This is a genomic window from Achromobacter pestifer, assembly GCF_902859625.1.
Classification (GTDB): Bacteria; Pseudomonadota; Gammaproteobacteria; order Burkholderiales; family Burkholderiaceae_B; genus Achromobacter; species Achromobacter pestifer.
In genome coordinates this window covers 52,965-76,491 of the sequence record NZ_CADIJX010000010.1, presented here as the reverse complement: position 1 = coordinate 76,491, position 23,527 = coordinate 52,965, and the positions used below count along the sequence as shown (strand labels likewise).

24 protein-coding genes and 1 tRNA gene are annotated in these 23,527 nt (G+C 64.5%); 13 read left to right on the top strand and 12 right to left on the bottom strand.

Annotation, left to right across the window (positions count from 1 at the left end):
* Window positions 1-108: 108 nt before the first annotated feature.
* Window positions 109-759 (top strand): DsbA family oxidoreductase, encoded by a 651-nt coding sequence (locus HV753_RS26775; RefSeq protein ID WP_175177608.1) that lies wholly within the window; start codon window positions 109-111, stop codon window positions 757-759.
* Window positions 760-777: 18 nt separating this feature from the next.
* Here the strand turns inward: HV753_RS26775 and HV753_RS26770 are convergent, their stop codons facing one another.
* Together HV753_RS26770 and HV753_RS26765 are read right to left on the bottom strand one after the other, a co-directional pair.
* Window positions 778-2,052, bottom strand: a complete 1,275-nt coding sequence (locus tag HV753_RS26770) for a hypothetical protein (protein WP_175177607.1) — start codon at window positions 2,050-2,052, stop codon at window positions 778-780.
* 77 nt (window positions 2,053-2,129) lie between these two features.
* Window positions 2,130-3,119, bottom strand: a complete 990-nt coding sequence (locus HV753_RS26765; RefSeq protein WP_175177606.1) for a Bug family tripartite tricarboxylate transporter substrate binding protein — start codon at window positions 3,117-3,119, stop codon at window positions 2,130-2,132.
* Between the two features lie 150 nt (window positions 3,120-3,269).
* Here HV753_RS26765 and HV753_RS26760 point away from each other — a divergent pair, with 150 nt between their 5' ends.
* The gene (locus tag HV753_RS26760; protein WP_175177605.1) at window positions 3,270-4,169 is read left to right on the top strand and encodes a LysR family transcriptional regulator; all 900 of its coding nucleotides are present in this window, start codon (window positions 3,270-3,272) and stop codon (window positions 4,167-4,169) included.
* A gap of 52 nt (window positions 4,170-4,221) precedes the next feature.
* On the opposite strand, the gene HV753_RS26755 is transcribed toward HV753_RS26760, so the two are convergent.
* Window positions 4,222-4,452: a hypothetical protein gene (locus HV753_RS26755; RefSeq protein ID WP_175177604.1), complete on the bottom strand. Its 231-nt coding sequence runs from the start codon at window positions 4,450-4,452 to the stop codon at window positions 4,222-4,224.
* Between the two features lie 214 nt (window positions 4,453-4,666).
* On the opposite strand from HV753_RS26755, the gene HV753_RS26750 reads away from it, so the two are divergent.
* The 3 genes from HV753_RS26750 (at window position 4,667) to HV753_RS26740 (ending at window position 7,552) form a co-directional block, all read left to right on the top strand.
* The gene (locus HV753_RS26750) at window positions 4,667-5,599 is read left to right on the top strand and encodes an NUDIX hydrolase (RefSeq protein ID WP_175177603.1); all 933 of its coding nucleotides are present in this window, start codon (window positions 4,667-4,669) and stop codon (window positions 5,597-5,599) included.
* An 82-nt stretch (window positions 5,600-5,681) separates the two neighbouring features.
* Window positions 5,682-6,569 carry a carboxylating nicotinate-nucleotide diphosphorylase gene (nadC, locus tag HV753_RS26745; RefSeq protein ID WP_175177602.1) on the top strand — a complete coding sequence of 296 codons (888 nt, stop codon included), beginning with the start codon at window positions 5,682-5,684 and terminating at the stop codon, window positions 6,567-6,569.
* Entirely contained in the window at window positions 6,566-7,552 is a 987-nt protein-coding gene (locus tag HV753_RS26740; RefSeq protein ID WP_175177601.1) for a tripartite tricarboxylate transporter substrate binding protein, read from the top strand. Before nadC ends, HV753_RS26740 begins: the two co-directional genes overlap by 4 nt.
* A gap of 43 nt (window positions 7,553-7,595) precedes the next feature.
* On the opposite strand, the gene HV753_RS26735 is transcribed toward HV753_RS26740, so the two are convergent.
* Entirely contained in the window at window positions 7,596-8,291 is a 696-nt protein-coding gene (locus tag HV753_RS26735; protein ID WP_175177600.1) for a tellurite resistance TerB family protein, read from the bottom strand.
* A 158-nt stretch (window positions 8,292-8,449) separates the two neighbouring features.
* On the opposite strand from HV753_RS26735, the gene HV753_RS26730 reads away from it, so the two are divergent.
* Entirely contained in the window at window positions 8,450-8,848 is a 399-nt protein-coding gene (locus HV753_RS26730; RefSeq protein WP_175177599.1) for an OsmC family protein, read from the top strand.
* A 43-nt stretch (window positions 8,849-8,891) separates the two neighbouring features.
* On the opposite strand, the gene fabI is transcribed toward HV753_RS26730, so the two are convergent.
* The 3 genes from fabI to gloB form a co-directional block, all read right to left on the bottom strand.
* The gene (fabI, locus tag HV753_RS26725) at window positions 8,892-9,677 is read right to left on the bottom strand and encodes an enoyl-ACP reductase FabI (RefSeq protein ID WP_175177598.1); all 786 of its coding nucleotides are present in this window, start codon (window positions 9,675-9,677) and stop codon (window positions 8,892-8,894) included.
* Window positions 9,678-9,799: 122 nt separating this feature from the next.
* On the bottom strand, window positions 9,800-11,218 hold the full coding sequence (locus tag HV753_RS26720; RefSeq protein WP_175177597.1) for a transglycosylase SLT domain-containing protein: 1,419 nt from the start codon (window positions 11,216-11,218) through the stop codon (window positions 9,800-9,802).
* A 7-nt stretch (window positions 11,219-11,225) separates the two neighbouring features.
* Window positions 11,226-12,047: a hydroxyacylglutathione hydrolase gene (gene gloB / locus HV753_RS26715; protein WP_175177596.1), complete on the bottom strand. Its 822-nt coding sequence runs from the start codon at window positions 12,045-12,047 to the stop codon at window positions 11,226-11,228.
* Window positions 12,048-12,067: 20 nt separating this feature from the next.
* On the opposite strand from gloB, the gene HV753_RS26710 reads away from it, so the two are divergent.
* The 7 genes from HV753_RS26710 to HV753_RS26680 all read left to right on the top strand — a co-directional run bounded on the left by HV753_RS26710 (window position 12,068) and on the right by HV753_RS26680 (window position 19,184).
* On the top strand, window positions 12,068-12,847 hold the full coding sequence (locus tag HV753_RS26710) for a class I SAM-dependent methyltransferase (protein ID WP_175177595.1): 780 nt from the start codon (window positions 12,068-12,070) through the stop codon (window positions 12,845-12,847).
* Between the two features lie 53 nt (window positions 12,848-12,900).
* Window positions 12,901-13,362, top strand: coding sequence for a ribonuclease HI (gene rnhA, locus HV753_RS26705; RefSeq protein WP_175177594.1), 462 nt, complete (start codon window positions 12,901-12,903; stop codon window positions 13,360-13,362).
* A gap of 177 nt (window positions 13,363-13,539) precedes the next feature.
* A complete protein-coding gene (locus tag HV753_RS26700) occupies window positions 13,540-14,622 on the top strand; it encodes an efflux RND transporter periplasmic adaptor subunit (RefSeq protein ID WP_175177593.1) in 1,083 nt (360 codons plus the stop codon).
* Window positions 14,623-14,655: 33 nt separating this feature from the next.
* A complete protein-coding gene (locus HV753_RS26695) occupies window positions 14,656-17,772 on the top strand; it encodes an efflux RND transporter permease subunit (protein ID WP_175177592.1) in 3,117 nt (1,038 codons plus the stop codon).
* A gap of 3 nt (window positions 17,773-17,775) precedes the next feature.
* Complete coding sequence (gene dnaQ / locus HV753_RS26690; protein WP_175177591.1) at window positions 17,776-18,498, top strand: DNA polymerase III subunit epsilon; 723 nt, start codon at window positions 17,776-17,778, stop codon at window positions 18,496-18,498.
* A 61-nt stretch (window positions 18,499-18,559) separates the two neighbouring features.
* Window positions 18,560-18,634: transfer RNA gene (locus tag HV753_RS26685), tRNA-Val, on the top strand.
* Window positions 18,635-19,016: 382 nt separating this feature from the next.
* On the top strand, window positions 19,017-19,184 hold the full coding sequence (locus HV753_RS26680) for a hypothetical protein (RefSeq protein WP_175177590.1): 168 nt from the start codon (window positions 19,017-19,019) through the stop codon (window positions 19,182-19,184).
* Between the two features lie 27 nt (window positions 19,185-19,211).
* On the opposite strand, the gene HV753_RS26675 is transcribed toward HV753_RS26680, so the two are convergent.
* The 5 genes from HV753_RS26675 to HV753_RS26655 all read right to left on the bottom strand — a co-directional run bounded on the left by HV753_RS26675 (window position 19,212) and on the right by HV753_RS26655 (window position 23,366).
* Entirely contained in the window at window positions 19,212-19,679 is a 468-nt protein-coding gene (locus HV753_RS26675; RefSeq protein WP_006225945.1) for a YaiI/YqxD family protein, read from the bottom strand.
* Between the two features lie 6 nt (window positions 19,680-19,685).
* Window positions 19,686-19,952 (bottom strand): hypothetical protein, encoded by a 267-nt coding sequence (locus tag HV753_RS26670; RefSeq protein WP_175177589.1) that lies wholly within the window; start codon window positions 19,950-19,952, stop codon window positions 19,686-19,688.
* Between the two features lie 42 nt (window positions 19,953-19,994).
* A complete protein-coding gene (locus HV753_RS26665; protein ID WP_175177588.1) occupies window positions 19,995-21,497 on the bottom strand; it encodes a TAXI family TRAP transporter solute-binding subunit in 1,503 nt (500 codons plus the stop codon).
* Window positions 21,494-22,702: a sodium/glutamate symporter gene (gene gltS, locus HV753_RS26660; protein WP_175177587.1), complete on the bottom strand. Its 1,209-nt coding sequence runs from the start codon at window positions 22,700-22,702 to the stop codon at window positions 21,494-21,496. Before gltS ends, HV753_RS26665 begins: the two co-directional genes overlap by 4 nt.
* Window positions 22,703-22,865: 163 nt before the next feature.
* Window positions 22,866-23,366, bottom strand: coding sequence for a GNAT family N-acetyltransferase (locus HV753_RS26655; RefSeq protein WP_175177586.1), 501 nt, complete (start codon window positions 23,364-23,366; stop codon window positions 22,866-22,868).
* Window positions 23,367-23,527 lie beyond the last annotated feature (161 nt).

Here is a 23,527-nt window from a genome sequence, read left to right as displayed (position 1 = left end):
GTCTGGCCGCCAGGTTTGATTTACTCTCTGGGATATCGATCAATATTCCCCTGACCGATACGGCAGTGCATGGCGCTGCCGTATCGGTCAGACATTCCGGAGAAGGCCATGGCCAAGATCAACATCGATTTCGTGTCCGACGTCGCCTGCCCCTGGTGTGCGGTGGGCTTGGGCGGATTGCTGGAGGCGATGCGCCGGCTGGAAGGCGTGGCTGAAGTCGACCTGCACTTCAAGCCGTTTGAACTGAACCCCGACATGCCGCGTGGCGGGCAGAACACCATCGAACGTCTGATGGAGAAGTACGGGTACGACCGCGAGCGCGTACAGGCGAACCGCAAGGTCATCAGCGAACGAGCCGCCGCCGTCGACATGCCGATGCGCATGGACGACGACAACCGATCCTTCAACACCTTTGACGCGCACCGCCTGATTCATTGGGCCGGACTGCAAGGGCAGGCGCAGCAGACCGCGCTGAAGAAAAGCCTGCTGCGCACCTATCACTACCTGAACCAGGATACGAGCGACGCGGACGTGCTGGCGCAATCCGTGCGCGAGGCGGGTCTGGACGAGGCCGCCGCGCGCGAGGTGCTGGCCTCTGGCCGCTACACCGATGAGGTGCGTGCGGAAGAGGAAGAATGGCGCAAGCTGGGCATCACGTCAGTGCCGTCGGTGATCATCAATGGCCAATATCTGGTGTCGGGCGGGCAGCCGCCGGAAGCGTTTGAACAAGCCTTGCGCCAGATCGCGGAAGAAGGCTAGCCCGCACGGGCGGCCGCGTCAGGCGCGCACGATCTCGCCGACGTCCAGCACATACATCTGCCGTTCGCCTTCGTGCACGGAATCGATGCAGACCTGCATGCCGTCGCGGCTCCAGCGCGGATGCAGGTCGCAGCGGTTCTCCTTGGACAAGCCCGGGTCGGCGTAGAAGCTGCCCAACGCATGGCGCTGGCCGGTCTGCATGTCGTAGATGAACAGAATGCGTTCGTGCGTGGCGGCGTCCGGATAGGTGTCGCTGAGCAGCCAGCGCGAATCGGTGGGTGAGAAACTCATGTGCCCGTTTTCGGTCAGGACGCCATCGCCCACGACTTGCACCTTGCCGTCCGGCGCGTCTTCATACAGGTGGTAGTGGATGCTGCCGGCATGAGGCCCCCAAACAATGATGGAGCGGTCATCGCGCCAAAGCGGATGCGAAATCTGATATTCGGATTTTTCGTAATCGAACGTGCCGACGGCAGAGGGGTCGAAATTGTCCGCCAGCTGCGGCAGCGGGTGATCGGAACACTCCAGCAGGCGCATGTCGCTGCCATCTGCGTTCATTGTGATCAGGCGGTGCAAGAAGCAGGTTTCGTCTTCCACCCGTTCGGTCCAGCGGTGCAGGAACAGGATGCGGGAAGACGACGGGTTCACTTCGATGTGGCTGACCCAGTGGATTGCGCGTTCCATCGAGGCGCGCGGATGAAAGTTGCGCAAGCCGTCGTAGCTGACCAGGAGCCGATGCGCGCCGGTGGCCAGATCCAGCGTGTGGATCCCGTCATCGGCGGGCGCATTGGCGACGTTGGCTGGCGCCGCGTCGCTATAGCCAATGGTTTCGTGGGTGATGTAGAGCCTGCGGTAGTCCACGCACAGGGCGTATCGGCTGTTCGGCGCGGCGACGTAGATGGGCAGGGGCAGATAGCGCGTTTGGCCGGTGGCGATGTCGTGGATGGCTGAACGCAGGCCAGGATAGAAGCCGGTGCCTTCGGTGTCGCGGCAGTTGTAGATCATCTGCGGCGACGTCGCGCCATCCAGCCATTGCAGTTGGCAACCCATCTGCCAATTCCACGCGGTGGTCGCGCCCACTGCGTGATAGCGGTCGCTGTCCTGGCGGTCGAAATAGCCGACTTCAGCGGGTAGCTCCGGCGTCAGCACCGCATCCATGACCGGGGTGCGGTTGCCCAGCACGTAGCGGCCATTGCGATGCCAAACGGTCTTGTTGTAGTAGCCGAAAAAGTGGTGGTTGGGGCGCTCGCCCAGGCGGCGGCACGGGACTGGCGTGGCGATGATGCGGTTCATGGTTGGAATGCTTGGAAGTGGGCGGTGCCCGGGGTTGGAGCGCGCGGCGGCGGTGTGGCCGGCCGCGCGGGCCGGTGTCAGCCGGCAGTGATGTGTTCGGCTTCGATGACCTGGTTCCAGCGGGTGCGTTCGCGCTCCACGAAGTCGCGGGCTTCAGCGGGGCTATTACCCACGGGCGTCATGCCCAGCCTTTCCAGCCCGGCGCGGAATGCCGGATCGGCATAGACGCGGCGCAGGTCGGCGCTGATCTTCTCGATCAGCGCGTCGGGAACGTCCTTGCTGGCTGCCAGCGTGGTCCAGGAGGTGACCGTCAGGCCCGGCAACCCGGCTTCCGCGGCGGTGGGCACGTTGGGCAAGGCGGGTGAGCGGGTGGTGCCGGTGATCGCCAGCGCCTTGAGCTTGTTGGCCTGGATGTAGCCGATGGTGGTGGGGATGTTCTCAAACAGCAATTCGATCTGTCCACCGAGCAGATCGTTGGTCGCGGCGGAGCTTCCGCGATACGGGATATGGACGATGGGGGCTTGGGCCGCCATTTTGTAGAGCTCGCCCACCATGTGCACGGATGAACCGACACCGGCCGAGCCGAAATGCAGGGTCTCGGGCTTGGCCTTGGCCAGTGCGGTCAATTCGGCAAGCGTATTGGCTGGCAGGCTGGGAGTGGCCACCACGACGTGCGGCATCTCGGCCACGATGGTGATCACTTTCAGGTCTTGCGCCGGGCGGTAGTTCAGCGTCTTGAACACGCCATAGGTGGCGTGCAGTCCGATCGAGCCCAGCAGCAGCGTGTAGCCGTCCGGCCCGGAGTCCGCGACGAATTTGCCGCCGATATGTCCGCCGGCGCCGGGGCGGTTCTCCACCACCACGGACTGTCCATACAGTTTTCCCAGGTGTTCGGCCAACAGGCGGCCCTGGATGTCGGAGCTACCTCCGGCCGTGAAGGGCACCACGATGCGCAGCGGGCGATCGGGGTAGTTGGCTTGTGCGTGGGCGGCCAGCGGCAGTGCCGCGCCGGCCAGGGTCAGGAAGAGGCTGCGCAGCATGCGGCGCCAGGGATGGAGTGGGCTCATGGTATTTCCCCTATCGGATGAAGCTCGTGGCGGGCGCGTCTGATGGCGACCTTGGAAAACCGAGTGTAGGAGGGGCCAAGTATTTGGAAAAATTCTCTTTTAGTCATAGGCTATGCAATATTGCTATACCTAGCGCTTCATAGAATTCCCATGAGCCGGCCCCTGAACTTTCGCCAGATAGAAGCCTTTCGCGCCGTGATGCTGACAGGCACCACCACGGGCGCCGCGCACATGCTGCGCACCACGCAACCTTCCGTAAGCCGTCTGCTGGGACAGGCCCAGCAGGCCTGCGGCGTGAAGCTGTTCGATCTGGAGCGGGGGCGGCTGCGCCCCACGCGCGAAGCGAAAGACCTGTTCGACACGGTCAAGCGCCATTTCGCCGGGTTGGAGCGCATTGAAGACCGCGTGGCCGCGATGCGGCGCAGCGGCACGGGCGTGTTGCGGCTGGCTTGCACGCCGGCGCTTGGGCTGGGCGTGATGCCCGAAGCGTTGGAGTCGTTCTTGCAGCGCTATCCGGATGTGCACATCAACATGCAGACGGTTGGCAGCCAGTACCTGCGCGAAGGCCTGCTGCATGGCACCTACGACGTCGTGATCACGACGGCCGAGCTGGACGACGCGAACTTGTCGCTACGCCGGCTGCACCGAAGTTCAGCGGTGTGCGTGATGCGGCCGGATCATCCGCTGGCGCGGCAAGAGTCCGTTGATATCGGGGATTTGAACGCGCGCCGGCTGCTGGTGCTCAATGCCGACGACGATGTGCATCAGCAGTTGCGTGGCGCCATGCTGGCACGATCGGTGCAGCCTCAAGGCGAAATCGAAACCACGTATTCGTCGACGATATGCGCGCTGGCCGCGGCAGGCAGCGGGGTCGGCGTGGTTAACGCCTACATCGCGCGCGTGTTCTCCGGGCAGCTGGCGATTCGCCCGTTCACCCCCCGCTTGCCAGTACAGGTCAGCATGGCGTATCCGGCCCAGATCGCTCCGTCAGTAGTGACCGAGGCGTTCGTCGATATCCTGGAACAGCGTTTTGGCGCGTTCGATGCCTAGGGCGGCAGCACGGCAGCCCCTGCCATGGCTGGCAGCGGCTGCCGTGGACGGCTCATCCCTTGCGGTTCTCGTAAGACGTATCCAACACGTCGTCTTCGGGCGTGATGACGCCGGGGTCACCGGGTTCTTCAATGGCGCGTCCGCGCCGGGGCATACCGGCTACCATCTTGCTCTGGTCGGGCATGGGCATGATGCCGGTGCCTTTGCGGGGATCGACGGGCTGCGTTTTTTCCTCGCCGGCGGCCGGCTTTTCGGCGGGGGTTTCTGGGGCGGTTTTCAACATGTTGACGACTCCGCTAGCGGGCGTCCCAGGATGGCGACGCGCCTGGATTCAAGTTCCATCTTAGGCCGTTGAGCCGTCTCCGTGGCGGCTGGGCCTGTCACGTTTGCAAGGGGCTGTTGCAGGGACAGAACCTTATAATTCGGTTCGCCTTGCGCGCGCGGCGATCCCGCGTGCCCATCTTCTTCCATCCCTTCTTTGCAGAGCCAAGCCAAACTTGACCGAATCCGTTGAACGCTCCGTCCATGCTGAACTCGTTGCGGTGCTTGTCGCCGTGACCAACGGCGAGCCGCGCGTGCTGACGACGGATGATGCCAGGGCGTTGCCGGCGGGGCCGTTCGAGTTGTCGCACCGGTCCTTGCAAGCCGGTTTGCGCGCCTGGGTTGAAACGCAGACGCATCATCCGCTGGGTTATGTCGAACAGCTCTACACCTTCGCGGATGGTGACCGTTCCGACGAATCGGGCGCGCGCGTCATGTCGGTCAGTTATCTGGGCCTGACCCGCGAAGCCGGCGAGACCGGTGTGGCGCAGGTGGGCTGGCAGGACTGGTATCGCTATTTCCCCTGGGAAGACCGGCGTGCCGACTCATCGGCCATGGTCGAGGAACTGATCGTGCCGCGACTGGTGTCGTGGTGCGACGACAGCGCCGACCCAGCCGTGCGCGCACGCCGCCATCAGCGCGCGGCCATCACCTTCGGGCTGGAGGGATCCGCCTGGAACGAAGACATGGTGTTGCAACGCTACGAATTGCTGTTCGAGGCCGGGCTGGTACCCGAGGCCGAGCGGCGGGGCGGCACCCATCGTGCGGGGTTGCCGGGCGAGCCGATGCGTCATGACCATCGCCGCATCCTGGCCACGGGCATTGCCCGGTTGCGCGCCAAGATCAAGTATCGGCCCGTTGTCTTTGAATTGATGCCTGCGCAATTCACTTTGCTGCAATTGCAGCTGGCGGTGGAAGCGCTGGCGGGGCGAGGGCTGCACAAGCAGAATTTCCGCCGCCTGATTGAACAGCAGGCACTGGTGGAAGAAACAGGCGAGATGGCCACGGGCACTGCCGGCCGGCCGGCCAAACTGTTCCGCTTCCGCCGTGATGTGCTGCTGGAGCGCGCGATAGCGGGTAGCAAATTGCCGCTGTCGCGTGCACTTTGACGCTTGACAAGGCTTATGCTCGTCTTTAGCATAAATGGTGCGCAATCTCTGCGCGCCTTTTTTTAACTCATAAATACTCAAAATGAGCATTAAAGCCGAAGCGCCTACGACAGCCTCCCGCCTGGCCATCCCCCCCTTGCCCGACGTCATGCTGGAGCCGCTGGTGCGCGCGGCTTTGCTGGAAGACCTGGGCCGTGCGGGCGATCTCACCACCGATGCCATCGTGCCGGCGGACGCCATCGCCGAAACCCGTCTGGTCTCGCGCCAAGAAGGCGTGCTGGCCGGTTTGGATCTGGCACGCCTGGCGTTTCGTGCACTGGATCCGGCCATCGAATTCGCTGTCTCGCAGCGCGACGGTAGCGATTTGCGGCCGGGCATGGAGATCGCCCGGCTCCGCGGCAACGCCCGCGCCATGCTCACCGCCGAGCGCGTGGCGTTGAACTTCTTGTGCCACCTGAGCGGTGTGGCTAGCGCCACGGCGTCCATCGCGCGGGCCATCTCGGCCTATGGCGCCCAGGTCACCTGCACCCGCAAGACCATGCCGGGCTTGCGGGCTGTGCAGAAGTACGCCGTGCGGGTGGGGGGCGGCAGCAATCATCGCTTCGGCCTGGACGACGCGGTGCTGATCAAGGACAACCACATCGCGCTGGCGGGCGACGTGGCGACGGCGGTGCAGCGTGCGCGCGCCGGCGTCGGCCATATGGTCAAGATTGAGTTGGAAGTGGACACCCTGGCGCAACTGGATGTGGCGCTTTCGCTGGGCGTGGATGTGGTGCTGCTGGACAACATGAGCCTGGAAGATCTGCGCCGCGCCGTTGCCATGGCGCGGGGGCGTGCCATTACCGAAGCCTCGGGCCGCATCACCCCGGAGACGGCGGCCGACGTGGCGACCACGGGTGTCGATCAGATTGCCGTGGGTTGGTTGACCCACAGTGCCAAGGTGCTGGATATCGGCCTGGATGCATCATGAAATGCCTGCTTCGTGCTTGCGCTGCGCTACTGGTCCTGCCGCTGGCGGGCTGCGGCAATTCGCCTTCCGGCGAAGCCGTGGCTGACACCACGTATCCCACGCACCCGATCACCATCGTCGTGACGTTTCCGCCGGGTGGCGGCACCGACCTGCTGGCCCGCCGCATCGGCGCCAGCCTGCAAGAGCAGTTGGGGCAACCGGTGGTGGTCGAAAACCGGCCTGGCGCCAGCGGCAACATCGGCGCGCGCATCGTGGCGGAGGCACAACCCGATGGCTACACGCTGTTGATGGTGAACAGCTCGTTCGCGATCAACCCTGGGGTCTACCGGAATTTGGGCTTTGCGCCCAAGCGGGATTTTGCGGCGGTGATCAATGTGGCGTTTGTGCCATCTGTGTTCGTGGTGCCGGCCGCGTCGCCGTTGCACACGCTGGATGACGCGCTGGCCGCCGCCCAGCCGGGCAAGCCCCTGCCGTTCGCGTCTTGCGGCAACGGCACGCCACAACATTTGGCGGGCGAAATGTTGGCCCGCGCGACGGGTGCGATCTTGCAGCACGTGCCGTACAAGGGCTGCGGGCCTGCGTTGACCGATGTGACGGCGGGGCAGGTGGGCATGGGCGTGGTGACGGCTTCCAGCGCCGCGCCGTTGATCGCCGCCGGCAAGTTGCGCGCGCTGGCGGTGACGTCGCCGGCGCGTTCGCCGCTGATGCCAACCGTGCCTACGGTGGCCGAGCAGGGCATTGCCGGCTATGCCTTGGACCAGTGGCATGGTTTGCTGGTGCCAGCCGCTACGCCGCCTGCCGTGGTCGATAAGCTGAATGCCGCGGTGACGAAGATCGTGCGGCGTCCAGAGGTGCAGGCGTCGCTGCGTGAGCAGGGTTTCACGCCGGCGAGCAGCACGCCGCGCGAATTTCAGAAGATGATCAACGCCGACATCGACCGCTATACGGCGCTGACCGAATCGATCGGCCTGCGGGCGGATTGATCCCAGGGGCGGGACGCCGATTCGGCCCCGCCCGCCTCGTCGTTCAGGCGACGGCTGTCTTGGCGTGTTGCTCCAGCTGTTCCTTCAACCCCGGCTGAAGCTTGAGCTGACGCGCCAGTTCATCCAGGTAGGCGCGTTCCATATAGCTTTCCTCGTCCACGACGAGCAGGCTGGCCAGGTACATCTCAGCGGCCATTTCCGGCGTCTTGGCCGATTGCGCCACGGCGGCCGGGTCCAGCGGACGCGACAACTCGGTTTCCAGCCAACGGCGGTCCTGGGCGTCGGACGACAGCTTGGCCAATTCCGTTTCCAGCAGCGTGCGTTCTTCAGGCCCGATGTGTCCGTCGGCCTTGGCCGCGCCGATCATGGCGGTCAGCACGGCGGTGCTGTGCTGTTCGGCCTCGGGGGCGGGCAGGCGGTCGAGCGTTTGCGGCGGCGTGGCGGGTGCGCCACCTGCCTGATTGCGCTGCCAGTCGCCATAGGCGCGGAAGGCCAACGCGCCCAGCGCCGCCATGCCCCCGTACATGGCGACCTTGCCGCCAATCTTGCGAGCCTTTTTGCTGCCCATCAGCAGCCCCAGGGCGCCCGCGCCCAGCGCGCCGCCTCCCAGCCCGGTCAGGAACGAGCCCTTGCCGCCGCTGCCGGCGCCGCCCGTTGCGCTTTGCACGCGGTTGGTGGCGTCCGAAAGCAGGCCTTGGCCGGATTGCAGTAGTTGATCAAGAAGTTGTCTGGCGCTCATGCGGCCCCCTTTATCTGTGCGTGAATGGCGGATAGGGATATCCGACCGGCCGTGTCGCAATAAGTTCAGGTTTCCGTCAGTAAGCAAATGGCGCCACGAGTGCTACAACGTGGCATGGGGCGCCCGCGACGGACGCCCATGTCCAGGAGATTCGATCCATGAGCATCCGCATCCGTCAGAATGCGCCGAACACGCTGCAATTCACCGCCACGGCCGAAGGCCATGATTTGCCGTTGGCGATGCCGCAACCGCAGGGCGAGGGCCCCGATCCGCACGATTATTTTGACACCGCGCTGGGCGGCTGCAAGGCGATGACGCTGATGGTGTATGCGCAACGCAAGGAGTTGCCGCTGGAGTCGGTGGGTGTGGAAGTGGTGCGTGATGCCGGCGAGGAACGCAAAGGCATCTACCGTCTGACAGCCAAGCTGACCTTGCACGGCGCGTTGTCCGATGCCCAGATCGATGAATTGCTGGCGGTGGCCGAGAAATGCCCGATCCACAAGCTGATGACGGCGGTGGACGTGCAGGTGTCCACGCTGGTGGTGCGGCCGGCGTAAGCGGCCGGCCGGGCGGGGCGCGCGGCCCCGCCTGCGGGACTGGTCAGTCTTCCATGCCCGGAACGACGGTCGAGAAACCGGCGTCCACGTGCGTGATTTCGCCGGTGACGCCGGCAGCCAGATCGGACAGCATGAAGGCGGCAACGTTGCCCACGTCGTCGATGGTGACGTTGCGGCGCAGCGGGGCCTGGGCTTCCACGAATTTCAGGATGGCCGAAAAGTCCTTGATGCCGCTGGCAGCCAGGGTCTTGATGGGGCCGGCCGAAATGCCGTTGGCACGGATGCCGCGCGGGCCCAGCGCCGTGGCCAGGTAGCGCACGCTGGCTTCCAGCGACGCTTTGGCCAGACCCATCGTGTTGTAGTTGGGCACCACACGTTCGGCGCCCAGATAGGTCAGCGTCAGTACCGATGCGTTGCGGCCTTCCATCAGCGGCAGCGCGGCCTTGGCCATGGCGGCAAAGCTGTAGGCGGAGATGTCGTGGGCGATGCGGAAGCCTTCGCGCGACAGGCCGTCCAGGAAGTTGCCGGCGATCGCTTCGCGCGGGGCGAAGCCGATGGAGTGGACCAGGCCGTCCAGACCGTCCCAATGTTGGGCGAGCTCGGTGAAGGCGCCTTCGATCTGGCTGTCTTCGGCAACGTCGCAGGGCAGCACGATCTTGCTGCCGAATTCGGCGGCAAATTCGCTCACACGTTCTTTGAAACGGTCGCCCACATAGGTGAACGCCAGTTCGGCGCCTTGCTGGTGACAGGCGCGCGCAATGCCGTAGGCGATGGATCGGTTGGAAAGCACCCCGGTGACGAGAATGCGCTTGCCGGCGAGAAAGCCCATGTTATTTCCTTTGATTTTTTACCTGCTGAGACCGCCTATTTTAAGGATTTTGGCGGTTTCGCGTGGGGGTAAAAAAACGGCGCCCGAGTGGGGCGCCGTTCCATTGGGTCTGACGATGCAGGTCAGCCGCGGGCGTTGGTGCCCGGTACACGCAAGGGGGTACCCACCTTCAGGGCGCTGCCCTTCAGGTTGTTCAGCGCGCGCAGCGCGTCGATCGAGGTGCCGTATTGCTTGGCCAGCGAGAACAGGGTGTCGCCCTGGCGGACCTTGTGGGTGCGCACGTTGGGGCGGGCGCTGGCCACGCGGGCAGCCGGCGCGGGCGTGGCACGGCCACGCGGGGCGGCGGCCTTGTTGTCGGACGGGGCCGACTCCAGCGCGCCCACGGGGGCGGCCAGCGACGCCAGTTGCACGCCGCCAGGGCCCGGGTCTCCGGGCACCAGCAGCGCCTGGCCCGAAGCCGACTTCTGGCGCGAGCCGATGTCGTTGGTCTGGCGCAGCTTGGATTCGGTCACGCCAAACCGCTTGGCGATCGACGCATACGATTCGCCGCGGCGGGAATGGTAGACCTTCCAGGCGCTCAGGTCGCCCTTGTAGTTGGTCAGGTTGGCGTTGAAGATTTCAACGCGATCGGCCGGCAGCAGCAGGGTCGGGCCGTGGTCGCCACGGATGACGGGGCGGTTGAACGACGGGTTCAGGGCCTTGAATTCATCCAGCGGCATTTCGGCCAGCTTGGCGGCGATTTCCAGGTCGATGTCGCTATTTTTCTGGACCGTCACGAAGTAGGGCGTGTTGCCCACGGGCGGCAGCGCCACGGCATAGCGCTGCGGGTCGGCGATGATGTTCTTGATGGCCTGCAACTTGGGCACGTAGTTGCGGGTTTCGTCCGGCATGTTCAGGGACAGGTAATCGGTGTTCTGGCCGGCCGCTTCGTTCTTGGCCATGGCGCGTTGCACCGAGCCTTCGCCCCAGTTGTAGGACGCCAGCGCCAGGTACCAGTCGCCCTGCATCTCGAACAGCTTTTCCAGGTAGTCCAGCGCCGCATTGGTCGAGGCGATGGGGTCGCGGCGTTCGTCGCGCCACCAGTCCTGCTTCAGGTTGAAGTGCGTGCCGGTGGCCGGCACGAACTGCCACAGGCCAGAAGCCTGCGAGCGCGACAGGGCGGTCGGGTTGTAGGCGCTTTCCACGAACGGCAGCAACGCCAGTTCGGTGGGCAGGCCACGACGGTTGATTTCGTCAACGATGAAATACAGATACTTGCCGGCGCGTTCTGCCATGCGCTGAACGGCCTCGGGGTGGGCCGCGTAATAGTCGGTCCACTGCTGCGAGAGGTCGGTGTTCAGGTTGGGGATGGCGAAACCGCGGCGGATGCGGTCCCAGGCGTCGGACGGCGGGTTGGTCAGGTCAACCGTGCGGGACGTGTCCCGGGCGATGTAACGCCCTTGGGAATTGGTGGTGAGGTTCTTGCTATCGGGGGCTTTGGTTCCTGCGCAACCGGCGAGGACTGCCAACATGAGTGGCAGAAGGAGTCGGGATAGATTCATCAGGCGATCACTTGAAATCGTTCTTCCATTCACGCAGGGAGGCAAAGACCTCTACCGGCGTAGATTGATTGCGTCCGGCCCAGCTGGCTGCGGCGCGGATGATGTCGACTTGCTGCGTACGCAAAAACGGGTTCGTCGCGCATTCCTGACCAATCGTCGACGGAAGCGTGGGAAGACCTTCTGCTCGTAGTTGCTGGGCTCGCTGATACCACTGCTGGAGGGTGCGATTGGCGGGTTCCACAGCCAATGCCCAGCGCAAGTTCGCTAGAGTGTACTCGTGCGCGCAAAAAACCTGTGTATCCGCCGGTAAAACAGAAAATTTTCCCAAGGAATCATGCATTTGCGCGGGAGTTCCCTCGAAAAGCCGGCCACAGCCTCCCGCAAACAGGGTATCTCCACAGAACAGCACGGGTTCCATTCCGGCCGCCCGGCCCGTGTAGGCGATGTGGCCGGCGGTGTGGCCGGGCACGTCCAATACATGCAAATCCAGGTCCAATTCCGGCAAGGTGACGCGATCGCCCTGCGTCAGCGGGACGTCGCAGCGCGGCAGGGTTTCCCGCGCTGGACCGTATACGGTAATGTCCGCGATGCGTGACAATTCAAGAACGCCACCCACATGGTCGCCGTGATGGTGCGTGAGTAGAATGGCGCGCAGCCTCAAGCCTTCCTGCTCCAGCCATCGCAGCACCGGGTCGGCTTCGCCCGGGTCCACCACGGCGGCGTTTTCACCGTGGACGATGGCCCAGATGTAGTTGTCGGAAAAGGCGGGTAGAGGCAAGACCGCGGCATTGCGTTCGCGGCCGCCTGCGGGGGCGGTCAAGGCTTGCATAAGACTCGAAGGAATAGAACGTGGCAGAAGATACTCCGCCGATTGTAGAACTGGCCGAATGGTTCCAGACGCCGCCGGGGCAGTACGCCCTGGCCTGGGAGCGTGCCCAGTTCGATGCGGCTGTCGCGGACGTGTTCGGATATTACGCCTGGCAGGTGGGGCTGGCCGACATGAATCTGCTGCGCGCCAACCGCATGCCCTTCAAGGGCTATGTGGGCACTGAAACGCCGTCGGCGGAAAGCATCGCTGGCTGGCAGTCCCGCGTGGTGCTTGCCGAACCGGAAGCGCTGCCGTTTGAATCCCAGAGCGTGGACCTGCTGATCCTGCCGCACGCCTTTGAATGCACGCAGGACCCGCATAACGTCTTGCGCGAGGTAGAGCGCGTGCTGGTGCCGGAAGGACGGGTCGTGATCTCTGGATTCAACCCCTGGAGCATGTGGGGCGCACGCACCCGCATGCCCGGCATGGAGCCCTGGCTGCCGCAACCACCGTCGTCCCAGGTATCGCTGCCGCGTCTGAAAGACTGGTTCAAGTTGCTGTCCTTGGAAGTCAAAGAGAGCCAATTTGGCTGCTACGCACCCGCCTGCCGCAGCGAGAAGTGGCTCCAGCGCTGGGGGTTCATGGAATCTGCCGGCGCCCGGTGGTGGAGCCTGGGCGGGGCGATCTATATGGTGTCGGCCGTCAAGCGCGTGGCCAGCATGCGTATCATCGGGCCGGCCTGGAAAAGCAAACCCAAGCGGGCGCGCGCTGCGTCGGTGGTGGTGAACCGCCAGGCCGACGACGGTTTCGACCGGTCTTGAACGGGTCCGCGCCCGGATTCACTTTGCACGAACAAGGATTACCAAGCAGCACCATGCAGGACAACAAACCGAACGATCAGAAAGTGGAAATGTGGACCGACGGCGCCTGCAAGGGCAATCCGGGTCCTGGCGGCTGGGGCGTGCTGATGCGCGCGGGCGGCCACGAGAAAACCATGCATGGCGGAGAGCTCCAGACCACCAACAATCGCATGGAGCTGCTGGCGGTCATCGAGGGCCTGCGGGCGCTCAAGCGCGCCTGCGTCGTCACCATCCACACCGATTCGCAGTACGTGATGAAGGGCATGACCGAGTGGCTGGCGAACTGGAAGCGCCGCGGCTGGATGACGGCGGACAAGAAGCCCGTCAAAAACGTCGAGCTGTGGCAGGCCCTGGACGAACAGGTCCAGCGCCACCAGGTGTCCTGGCGCTGGGTCCGCGGGCATGCCGGCGACCCCGGCAACGAACGCGCCGACCAGTTGGCCAATATGGGCGTGGAATCGGCTCGAAGGGGCTGAAGACATCGGGATATACCCTGAAATCCGCCTTTTGGGGCGGATTTAGTTCTTTCATCCGGCTTCTGGATTGTTCCAGTATGTAAATTCGGGTGCTACAGTGCCATCCCCCATTCCAGTTCCTGCGGCGCTGTCCTAGTGGGGAATACGGTCCGCGCCGCATCACCGCCACATTCGCGCATGAAAAAAGCTGTACTGCTGACCGCTGTCGCGGCCGGGTTGGTCGCGGGGGCCGCGCTTGGCGTTTTTGTGCCGCGCTGGCTCGCACCCGGGGCGACACTCACCCAGACCGTCGCCAAGTCGCCGGTGGCGCCTGCCAGTCCGGTTCGCGTCGAAGTGGCCGCCGTCCAGGAAATTCCGTTCGCGCGCGGCCTGTCGGCCGTGGGCAGCCTGCGTTCGGACGAATCCGTCGTGCTGCGGCCGGAAGTGGCCGGGCGCATCCAGACCATCGAATTCAAGGAAGGCCAGCCCGTTGCGCGCGGCCAGACGCTGATCCGGCTGGACGATTCCGTGCCGCGTGCCGAACTGGCGCAGGCGCGCGCCAACCTGACTCTGGCCCAGAGCCACTATCGGCGTGCCGTGGAATTGCAGGGCAAGGGATTCGTCAGCCAGCAGGCGCGGGACGAGTCCGCCAGCACGCTGAAGGTACAGGAAGCCGCCGTGGCGCTGGCGCAGGCGCGGCTGGACAAAATGACGATTACCGCGCCGTTCGGCGGGATCGTGGGGCTGCGCAGCGTGTCAGTGGGCGACTACGTCAACCAGGGGCAGGACCTGGCGCCGCTAGAGGCGATCGACCCCCTGAAAGTGGATTTCCGCGTGCCGGAAATGTATCTGAGCAAGGTCGGCGTGGGCCAGCAACTGACGCTGCGCCTGGACGCGCTGCCGGGCCAGGAACGCCAGGGGCTGGTGTATGCCGTCAGTCCGCTGGTGGATGCGGGCGGCCGGTCCATTCTGTTGCGCGCTACCGTCGCCAACAAGGACGCGGTGTTGCGGCCGGGCATGTTCGCCCGCGTGCAGTTGCTGTTCAACCAGGACAAGGCGCTGGTCGCGCCGGAGGCGGTGCTGTCGCCCTCGGGTGAAACGCAGTACGTTTACCGGATCAAGAATGGCACGGCGGAACGGCGCGAGGTCACCATCGGCGAACGCCGCGAAGGCCGCGTCGAAATCCTGACGGGCGTGGCGGCCGGCGACCATCTGGTGGTGGCGGGCATGCAGCGCGTGACGGACGGTGCGGTTGTGAATGTCGTCGGCGGCGGCTCGTGACGCCGGCTCTTCTTCTTTCTTGGCGATAGCGCAATGCGTATCTCGGAAACCTGCATCAAGCGGCCAGTGTTTGCGTCGGTCCTGTCGCTGATCATTGTGCTGATCGGCCTGATTTCCTATTCGCGGCTGACCGTGCGCGAATATCCCAAGATCGACGAACCCATCGTATCGGTGGACACCACCTACAAGGGCGCCTCGCCCGAGGTGATCGAATCGCAGGTGACCAAGCCGCTGGAAGACCAGTTGGCGGGTATCGAAGGCGTGGACGTGATGACGTCGCGCAGCCGATCAGAACGCAGCCTGATCAACATCAAATTCAACCTGTCCCGCAACCCGGATGCCGCGGCGGCCGAAGTGCGTGACAAGGTATCGCGCGCCCGGCGCTTCCTGCCGGACGAGATCGACGAGCCCATCATCGGCAAGGTCGAAGCCGATTCCCAGCCCATCATCTACATCGCCGTCGAATCCGGAACCTACTCCGCGATCCAGACCTCCGACTACATCAACCGCTACATCAAGACCCGCCTGTCCGTGCTGCCGGGGGCGGCCGAAGTCCGCGTCTTCGGCGAGCGCCTGCCGTCCATGCGCATCTACGTGGACCGCGACAAGCTGGCTGCCTACGGCCTGACCGTGCAGGACGTCGAAGCCGCGCTGCGCAGCCAGAACGTCGAGATCCCGGCGGGACGCATCGAATCGCGCGCCCGCGAGTTTTCCGTGGTGTCGTCCACCGACCTGCAAACGCCCGCGCAGTTCGAAGACGTGATCGTGGCCAACGTGAAGGGCTATCCCGTCCGCCTGCGTGATGTGTCCAAGGTAGAGATCGCGGCCGCCAGCGACCGCGTGCTGTCGCGGTTCAATGGCAAGCCCGCGATCAATATCGGCGTGACGCGGCAATCGACCGCCAACCCGTTGGAATTGTCCAAGGCGGCGCGCGTGGAAGTGGAGCGCTTGAACGAGACCCTGCCCGCGGGCATGAAGCTGAACATCGCCTACGACTCGTCGGTGTTCATTGAACGCTCCATCGATTCCGTCTTCCACACCATCGGCGAAGCCATCATCCTGGTGGTGCTGGTGATCTTTTTCTTCCTGCGCAACCTGCGCGCCAGCATCATCCCCATCGTCACCATCCCCGTGTCGCTGGTGGGCGCCTGCGCGCTGATGTATTTCTTCGGCTTCTCGATCAATACGCTGACCTTGCTGGCGATGGTGCTGGCCATCGGCCTGGTGGTGGACGACGCTATCGTGGTGCTGGAGAACATCTACCGCCACATCGAAGAGGGCATGCCACGCAAGGAAGCCGCGCTGCGCGGCTCGAAGGAAATCGGCTTCGCGGTGGTCGCCATGACCATGACGCTGGTCACGGTGTACGCGCCGCTGGCGTTTGCCACGGGCCGCACGGGGCGCCTGTTCATCGAGTTTGCGCTGGCGCTGGCCGGCGCGGTGCTGGTGTCGGGCTTTGTGGCGCTGACGTTGACGCCCATGATGTGCTCGGTGTTGCTGCGCCATCAGAGCAGCCACAGCCGCTGGTACAACCTGATCGAAGGCTGGCTGAACGCCATGAGCAATGGCTACCGCCGCTTGCTGGGCGCGTCCTTGCGCCACCGCTGGCTGGTGGTGGTGATCGGCGTGGCCGTGGCGGCCGGCAGCGGCGTGCTGTTCAAGGTGGTCAAGAGCGAACTGGCGCCGATTGAAGACCGGGGCGTGGTGTTCGGCATCGTGAGTTCGCCGGAAGGCGCCACGCTGAACTACACGCTGGACAGCATGCTGGGTATCGAAAAATTCTATTCCGAGATCCCCGAGGCCAGCGGCAGCCAGGTCACGGTGGGCTTTCCGACCGTGACCGATGGCACCGCCATCCTGCGGCTGAAGCCGTGGGAAGAGCGCTCCCGCAAGCAGCAGGCCATCACCCAGCAGTTGCAGCCGCTGTTTTCATCGCTGCCGGGCGTGCGGGCGTTCCCGACCAACCCGCCATCGCTGGGCCAGTCCGCGCGTTCCAAGCCGGTGGAATTCATCATCATGAGCCAGGCCTCCTACGCGGAGCTGGCGCGGCTGACGGAAGTCTTCCTGACCGAGCTGCGCAAATATCCTGGCCTGCTCAACCTGGACACCGACCTGCGCTTGAATACCCCTGAACTGCGGGTGCGGGTGGATCGCGACAAGATGGCCGACGTGGGCGCCAACGTCGATACCGTGGGCCGCACGCTGGAATCGATGCTGGGCGGACGCCAGGTCACCCGCTACAAGGACGAAGGCGAGCAGTACGACGTGATCGTGCAGGTGACACCGCGCGACCGTGCCAATCCTACCGACATTTCGGGCATCTACGTGCGGGCGCGCGATGGCAGCATGGTGCAACTGGATAACCTGCTGGGGGTGCACGAGGGCGTGTCGCCGCAGTCGTTGAATCACTTCAACCGCCTGCGCGCGGTGAAGATCGACGCCGCGGTCGCGCCCGGCTATGCGCTGGGCGAAGTGCTGACGCACATGCACCAGGTGGCGCGCGACGTATTGCCCAACACCATCGTGACCGATCTGGACGGGCAGTCGCGCGAGTTCCGGGATTCGTCGGGCAGCATCTATCTGGTCTTCGGCATGGCGCTGGCCTTCATCTACCTGGTGCTGGCCGCGCAGTTCGAGAGCTGGCGCAATCCCTTCATCATCATGTTGTCCGTGCCGCTGTCCATGACGGGCGCGTTGCTGGCCCTGTGGCTGACGGGCGGCACCTTGTCCATCTATAGCCAGATCGGCCTGATTACGCTGGTGGGCCTGATCACCAAGCACGGCATTCTGATCGTGGAGTTCACCAACCAGCTGCGCGACGAAGGCCGAGAATTGTTCGCCGCCGTGACCGAGGCCAGCGTGCTGCGGCTGCGCCCGATTCTGATGACGACGGGGGCGATGGTGCTGGGTACCGTGCCGCTGGCGCTATCCACGGGCGCCGGGGCCGAATCACGCCAGCAGATCGGCTGGGTTCTGGTCGGCGGGCTGATGCTGGGTACACTACTGACCTTGTTCGTCGTGCCGGTGGCCTATACGCTGATTGCCACCGCGCGCCAGAAACCCGGCCATGCCGGTAGCGCAGAGCATCCTCCGGCCCACCCGCCGGACGCCCATGCGCCGCCAGCTTCGGCCAATGCAGCGTCGGAATAAGTTATGCGCCAGATCATCTTTGACACGGAAACCACCGGACTGGACCCTGGCCAGGGTCACCGCATCGTTGAGATCGGCTGTGTGGAAATGGTCAATCGGATGTCCACGGGCAATAACCTGCACATCTACCTGAACCCGGATCGCGACAGCGACCCCGAGGCCTTGGCGGTGCACGGGCTGACGACGGAGTTCCTGTCCGACAAGCCCCGCTTTGCCGACGTCGCGGACGAATTCATCAAGTTCATCCAAGGCGCGGAACTGATCGCGCACAACGCCGCGTTCGACGTGAAGTTCTTCAACGCCGAATTGGCGAAGACGGGCCGTGGCCCGATCACCGAATACTGCGAGACGGTCACCGATTCGCTACTGCACGCGCGGTCGCTGTTCCCTGGCAAGCGCAATTCGCTGGACGCCCTGTGCGACCGCTTCGGCATTTCCAATGCGCACCGGACGTTGCACGGCGCATTGCTTGACTCGCAGTTGCTGGCGGAAGTCTGGCTGGCCATGACCCGCGGGCAGGATGCGCTGCTGATCGACGTGGACGACAACGACGGCGCCGGCAGCGATGGCATCGTGTTGGCCAAGTTCGACGCATCGGGCCTGCCCGTGCTGAAGGCCAGCGACGATGAACTCGCCGAGCACGAAACCTACCTCGCCGCGCTGGATAAATCCGTGGGGGGCGAGTGCGTATGGCGCAAGATGGATGCGCCGGTGGCGGCGGCTTGAATGATTTTCCCAGGCGACTTGCACACGTTTTAAAAAACATGCTATTATTTCGCCTCTTTCGGGGTGGTTAGCTCAGTGGTAGAGCACTGCCTTCACACGGCAGGGGTCACAAGTTCGAAACTTGTACCACCCACCAAAGACCCTTGAAAGACAACGCAGGCTGATGCTTTCAAAGTATTGATCGACCGTTGTCCACAAGATGCACTGCGCTAGACGCACCGTGATTCACATTGCGGGTGCAACGCAAACAAGCCAACCTTCATCGGTTGGCTTTTTTGTTTTCTGCGGCAGCAGTATCTCTGCTATCCCCGCTTTCGTACCCCCGCTAGCGTCCCCCTGCCTTGCATTTCGTCTTGCGGCATGGCGTTCAGCCGCAGCATTCACTATTCTATTGATCAGACGCAACCGCGCGGTTGGCCGTTGCGTCCTGTCGGGTTCTTGCGTGTCTATCATTGTTGTGCGGCCTGTCCCAGAGGAAACCTCGAGGGCGTGCGCTGAAGCGAACAGGAGATATGTCCATGCATGCCAACACCAATACCATGTTGATCATCATCGTCACGGGCGTGGCGATGATGCTGATCGGTTTCGGGCTGCGTGACCGCAATATCGGGATGGGGTTGATGGGCCTGGGCCTGATCACGGCCATCTGCTCCATCTTGTACAAGGCCTACATCACGTTCTATTGATGCGGGCCGGGCGGCGGCAAGCGGCCCTTAACCTTTCGGTGCTGCCTGGCGCGCGATGCGCGCCAGCAAGGTGTCCAGCTGGTTCGCGAAGGCCTTGCGGTCGGCTTGGCTGAAAGAGGGTGGGCCACCCGTGTCCACGCCGCTTGCGCGCAGTTCTTCCATCATGTCCCGCACCGCCAGCCGTTCCCGGATGGTCTCCGGCGAATAGCGTTCGCCGCGCGGGTTGAGCGCCATCGCGCCTTTTTCCAGCACTTCCGCAGCCAGTGGGATATCCGCCGTGATGACCAGGTCACCCGGTTCTGCGCGTTCGACGATGTGCGCATCGGCCACATCGAAGCCGCGCGGCACCTGCACCGCGCGGATCAGCGGCGAAGGGGGCGTGGACAGGGGCTGGTTGGCCACCAGGGTCACCGGCACCTGCCAGCGCTGCGCGGCGCGAAACAGGATGTCTTTGATGACCACGGGACACGCATCCGCATCGACCCAGATGTGCATAAGCGCTTATTCGCTCAGCGCTTTCTGCAACACGTCGGCCACGATGTCGTTGGTGGACACGCCGCGTTCGGCCGCCAGGGCGCGCAGCTTGTCGGCGTGCGCCTGCGACAGCTTCAGCGGAAACGGCACCAGGCCGGCGGCCTGATCCATCTTGCGCTGTTCGCGGCGATCGGGCGCCTGCGAGGCCACGCCAAAGCGGTCGGGCGTGGCGGACTGCTTGAGCTGGCCAGCCAACTTCAGGGCCTGGGTCTTTTGGAGATCGAATTTATTCATGGGAATTCCTGATTAGGAGCGCAATCATAAGCGCAACCGGGATCAACGCGGTTTGGCGTGTTCAAGCGCCGCCAGTCCTTCCTCGGCGCCGTCGTGCAGCGGCACGGTCAGGCCGCGCCGGGCGTTGGCCACCGATACCTGGGCGCCTTGGGGCGAACCGGCAGCCAGCAGGTCCTGGCCGGTCTGGTAGACAGCGCGCACGACCAGCGCCGCTTCGTCTCGGGTCAGGTCGGCCGTGGTGAGCAGCAACGCCGCCGTGCCAACGGTGGGAATCCGATCCGCTTGGTTGGGATAGGTGCCCGCCGCGATTTCCAACGGCATCAGATCCGGTGAGCCGGCCGTCAGCTTCTCGATGGCGGCAGGATCCAGCGGCAGCAGTTTCAGCTGGGCCTGGGTCAGCGCGTCGCGCAGCGGGGTGGCGGGCACGCCGATCACCTGGGCGGCGGCATCCACCGTCCCGGCGTTCAGGGCGGGCAGCGACGCTGCCAGAGGCGTGTCGGCCACCTTGTAGTCGCGGCCCGCCTGCAAGCCGTGCGCGGCCAGCACGGCTTCCAATGTGGCCCGCACTGCGGAGCCCTCGGGGCCCAGCGCGATCGTCTTGCCCTTCAGGTCACGCACGCCGCGTAGTTTCGGATCGTCACGCACCACGATGTGAACCAGTTCGGGGTACAGGCTGCCCAGTGCGCGCAGCCCGGTGAAGGGGCCTTGCGAGGCGAACGGGCCGCGGCCTTCATAGGCCAGACGGGCAGTGTCGGCCTGAGCCAGACCCACCACGGCGTCACCGCTGCGCAGCAAGGCGATGTTCTCGGCGCCGCCGCCGGTGATCAGCGGCGTCACACGGATTTGGTGGGAACGTGCCACGGCGCTCAGGGCACGGGCAAAGGCCACGTACTCTCCACGATCGGGACCGCCTGCCAGCGGATAGCCCTGTTGCAACCGCGCCAGCCGGCCATTGATGCGCGACACCGAGCGCTCCAGCTCTTGCTGCACGACATGCTGCGCCGTGCTGGATGCGCTATAGGCGACGGAATGGGTGATCTGGTCCAGCGCGTCCAGCAGCTGCCGCGTGACCGGGGGCGGTGCGCCGGTATCCAGCGACGGCGCTTCGGCCGCTTTGAAGCCCGCCGGGGTGATCAGCTTCCAGGCGTCGCCTTCCTGGCGGTAGATGGCACTGGCATGCGCCACGATGCGATCGCCCGCCTGGTTGCCGCTGGACTTCACGCCGCTGATGCTGCGCGGACCCGCGCCCAGCAAGGTCACCAGCGAGGCCGCGCCCGGCTGGTCCCAGGCGCCCAGCGCGATATCGCGGCTCAAGTCCAGTTCGACGTCGTAATAGACCACGCGGCGGGTTTCGCCGGCGGGCGCGCTGCTGTCCGCGGCGGAGCCCATGCGCTTGAGTTCAGCGATGCGGAACAGGCCTTCGCCATAGGTGGCGGTCAGGCCGCGCTCGACGTCGGCGCGCAGGGTGTCAGTGTCGGGCGCGCGGCCGCAGGCGGCCAGGACCAGGCACAGCGCAATCAGGATAAGGCGTTTGAACATGCTCACATCCCTCCCACGAATGGCAAGGAGATCAAGGACGTCAGCACGATCACGTTCAGGATGTCGACCAGGAACGCGCCCGTGACCGGCACCACGATGAACGCTTCGGGCGCGGGGCCATGACGGCGCGTCAACGCCTGCATGTTGGCGATGGCGGTGGCGGTGGCGCCCAGGGCGAAGCCGCAAAAGGCCGCCGACATGATGGCGGCCTCGTAATCGCGCTTGAGCATCCGGAACACCACGTAGGCCGCGAACAGCGCGCAGAACAGCGTCTGCACCGCCAGCATCAGGGCCAGCGGACCCGCCAGGCGTGCCACGCTGGACAGGTCCAGCGTCATCATCGTCATGCCGAGGAAGAGCGATAGCGAGATCGTGCCGATGATTTCCGTGGCGCGGTCATCCAACTTCAACCCCAGGTGCACGCCCACATTGCGGATCAGCACGCCCGTTGCCAGACACCACAGGAAGTTGGGCAGGCTGACCGGGGCGCCTTCAACCAGCATCGCCAGATAGCCGCCGACGACCAGGCAGACGAAAGCCGCCGTCATCGACACGATGAACGAGCCTGCCGTGGAAGGTTCCGATTTTTCGGTCAGATCCGGCGCGTCCTGGCTTGCCGGGGCGGGATGATCCAGGCTGCCGGCCAGCTTGTGCCGGCGCATCAGCCATTCCGCCACCGGCCCCCCCACCACGCCGCCCAGCACCAGGCCCAGTGTGGCGGATGTCATCGCCAGGGCCATGACATCCTGAATATTGTTGAAGTCGGCAAAGCGCGTGGCGTAGGCCGCGCCGGTGCCGTGCCCGCCCACCAGCGTGATCGTGCCGCCCAGGAGGCCCATCAGCGGGTGCATGTCCAGCAACCATGCCATGCCCAGGCCCACGGCGTTTTGCAGGACCAGGAAGGGGATGAGCGCCAGCAGGAAGGCAATCAGCCGCGGGCCACCCTTGGCAAGCAGCTTCAGGTTCGCGGTCAGCCCGATGCAGCCGAAGAACAGCAACAGCAAGGTGGGCTTGATGCTGGTCTCCATGGAGATCGACACGCCACCCCAGGTCGACAACAGGTAGGCCAGCACGGCAAACAGCAGGCCGCCCACGATCGGGTCGGGAATGCTGTAGCGGGACAGGATGCCTATCCGGGTGGTCAGTACCCGGCCGATGACAAGGACCAGGCAGCAGGCCAGCAGGGATTGAACGGGCGAAAGCGAAATCATAAGAGCCTTCGCGCCCCGGCGGGGCGCAGCAATTCAGACTATCGGAACCGTTGCCGCCACAGCCCTTCAGACTGTGGCCCTATATTACGGCCGCGTATGCGGTGGTGTATAGGGATGCGGCAACGTGTGCGGTCTCATCAGACGGGACCGGGATAAGCGTCGGCTAGACCGGAAGCGCACGTGACATGTAACTGGCCTGGGGGCCGTAGCCTGCCAGTTTCTCGGCCAGGCGGGCGGCCTCGCCTTGCCCGGAGACGGGCTGGTAGCCGTGGCGCAGCCAATAGCCCACCGCAGACTCCAACGACACCAGGCTGGCGCGGCGCATCCCGCTGTTCACGGCCTGTGTGGCGGCGGTCTGCAACATGGCCTGGCCCACGCCCAGCCCTTGCGCTGCCGGCACCACGGCGCAGTCATGCAGGAACCAGTGGTCGGCCTGCGGCGGTAATTCGGTCAGCGCCACATCCAGGGCGGGGGGAAGTCCGGCGTCCCAGGGATACGAAATCAGATAACCCAGCAGGGAGTCGGAGCCGGACGCGCGCGCCACCCAGCAATAGGCGGGTGCAAGCATCAGGCGATTCAGGAAGAACCCGGCGCTTTCCAGCAGAAAGTCGGGGTAGGCCAGGGTCTGGGCATCCAAAATGCCGTCCACGTCGCTGGCCAGCATAGGGCGGACTCGGTATTGCATGACAACCTGTGAAAACAAAAACGCTGGCGCATTTTAGCGGCGTCCGGCGTGACCCCACTTTACGAGGGTTCACAAATTGGGGACACAGGTTAACGAGATCTGCCAGCGTCTTCATAGTTTTCGCGGCCCCGCTACCTAGA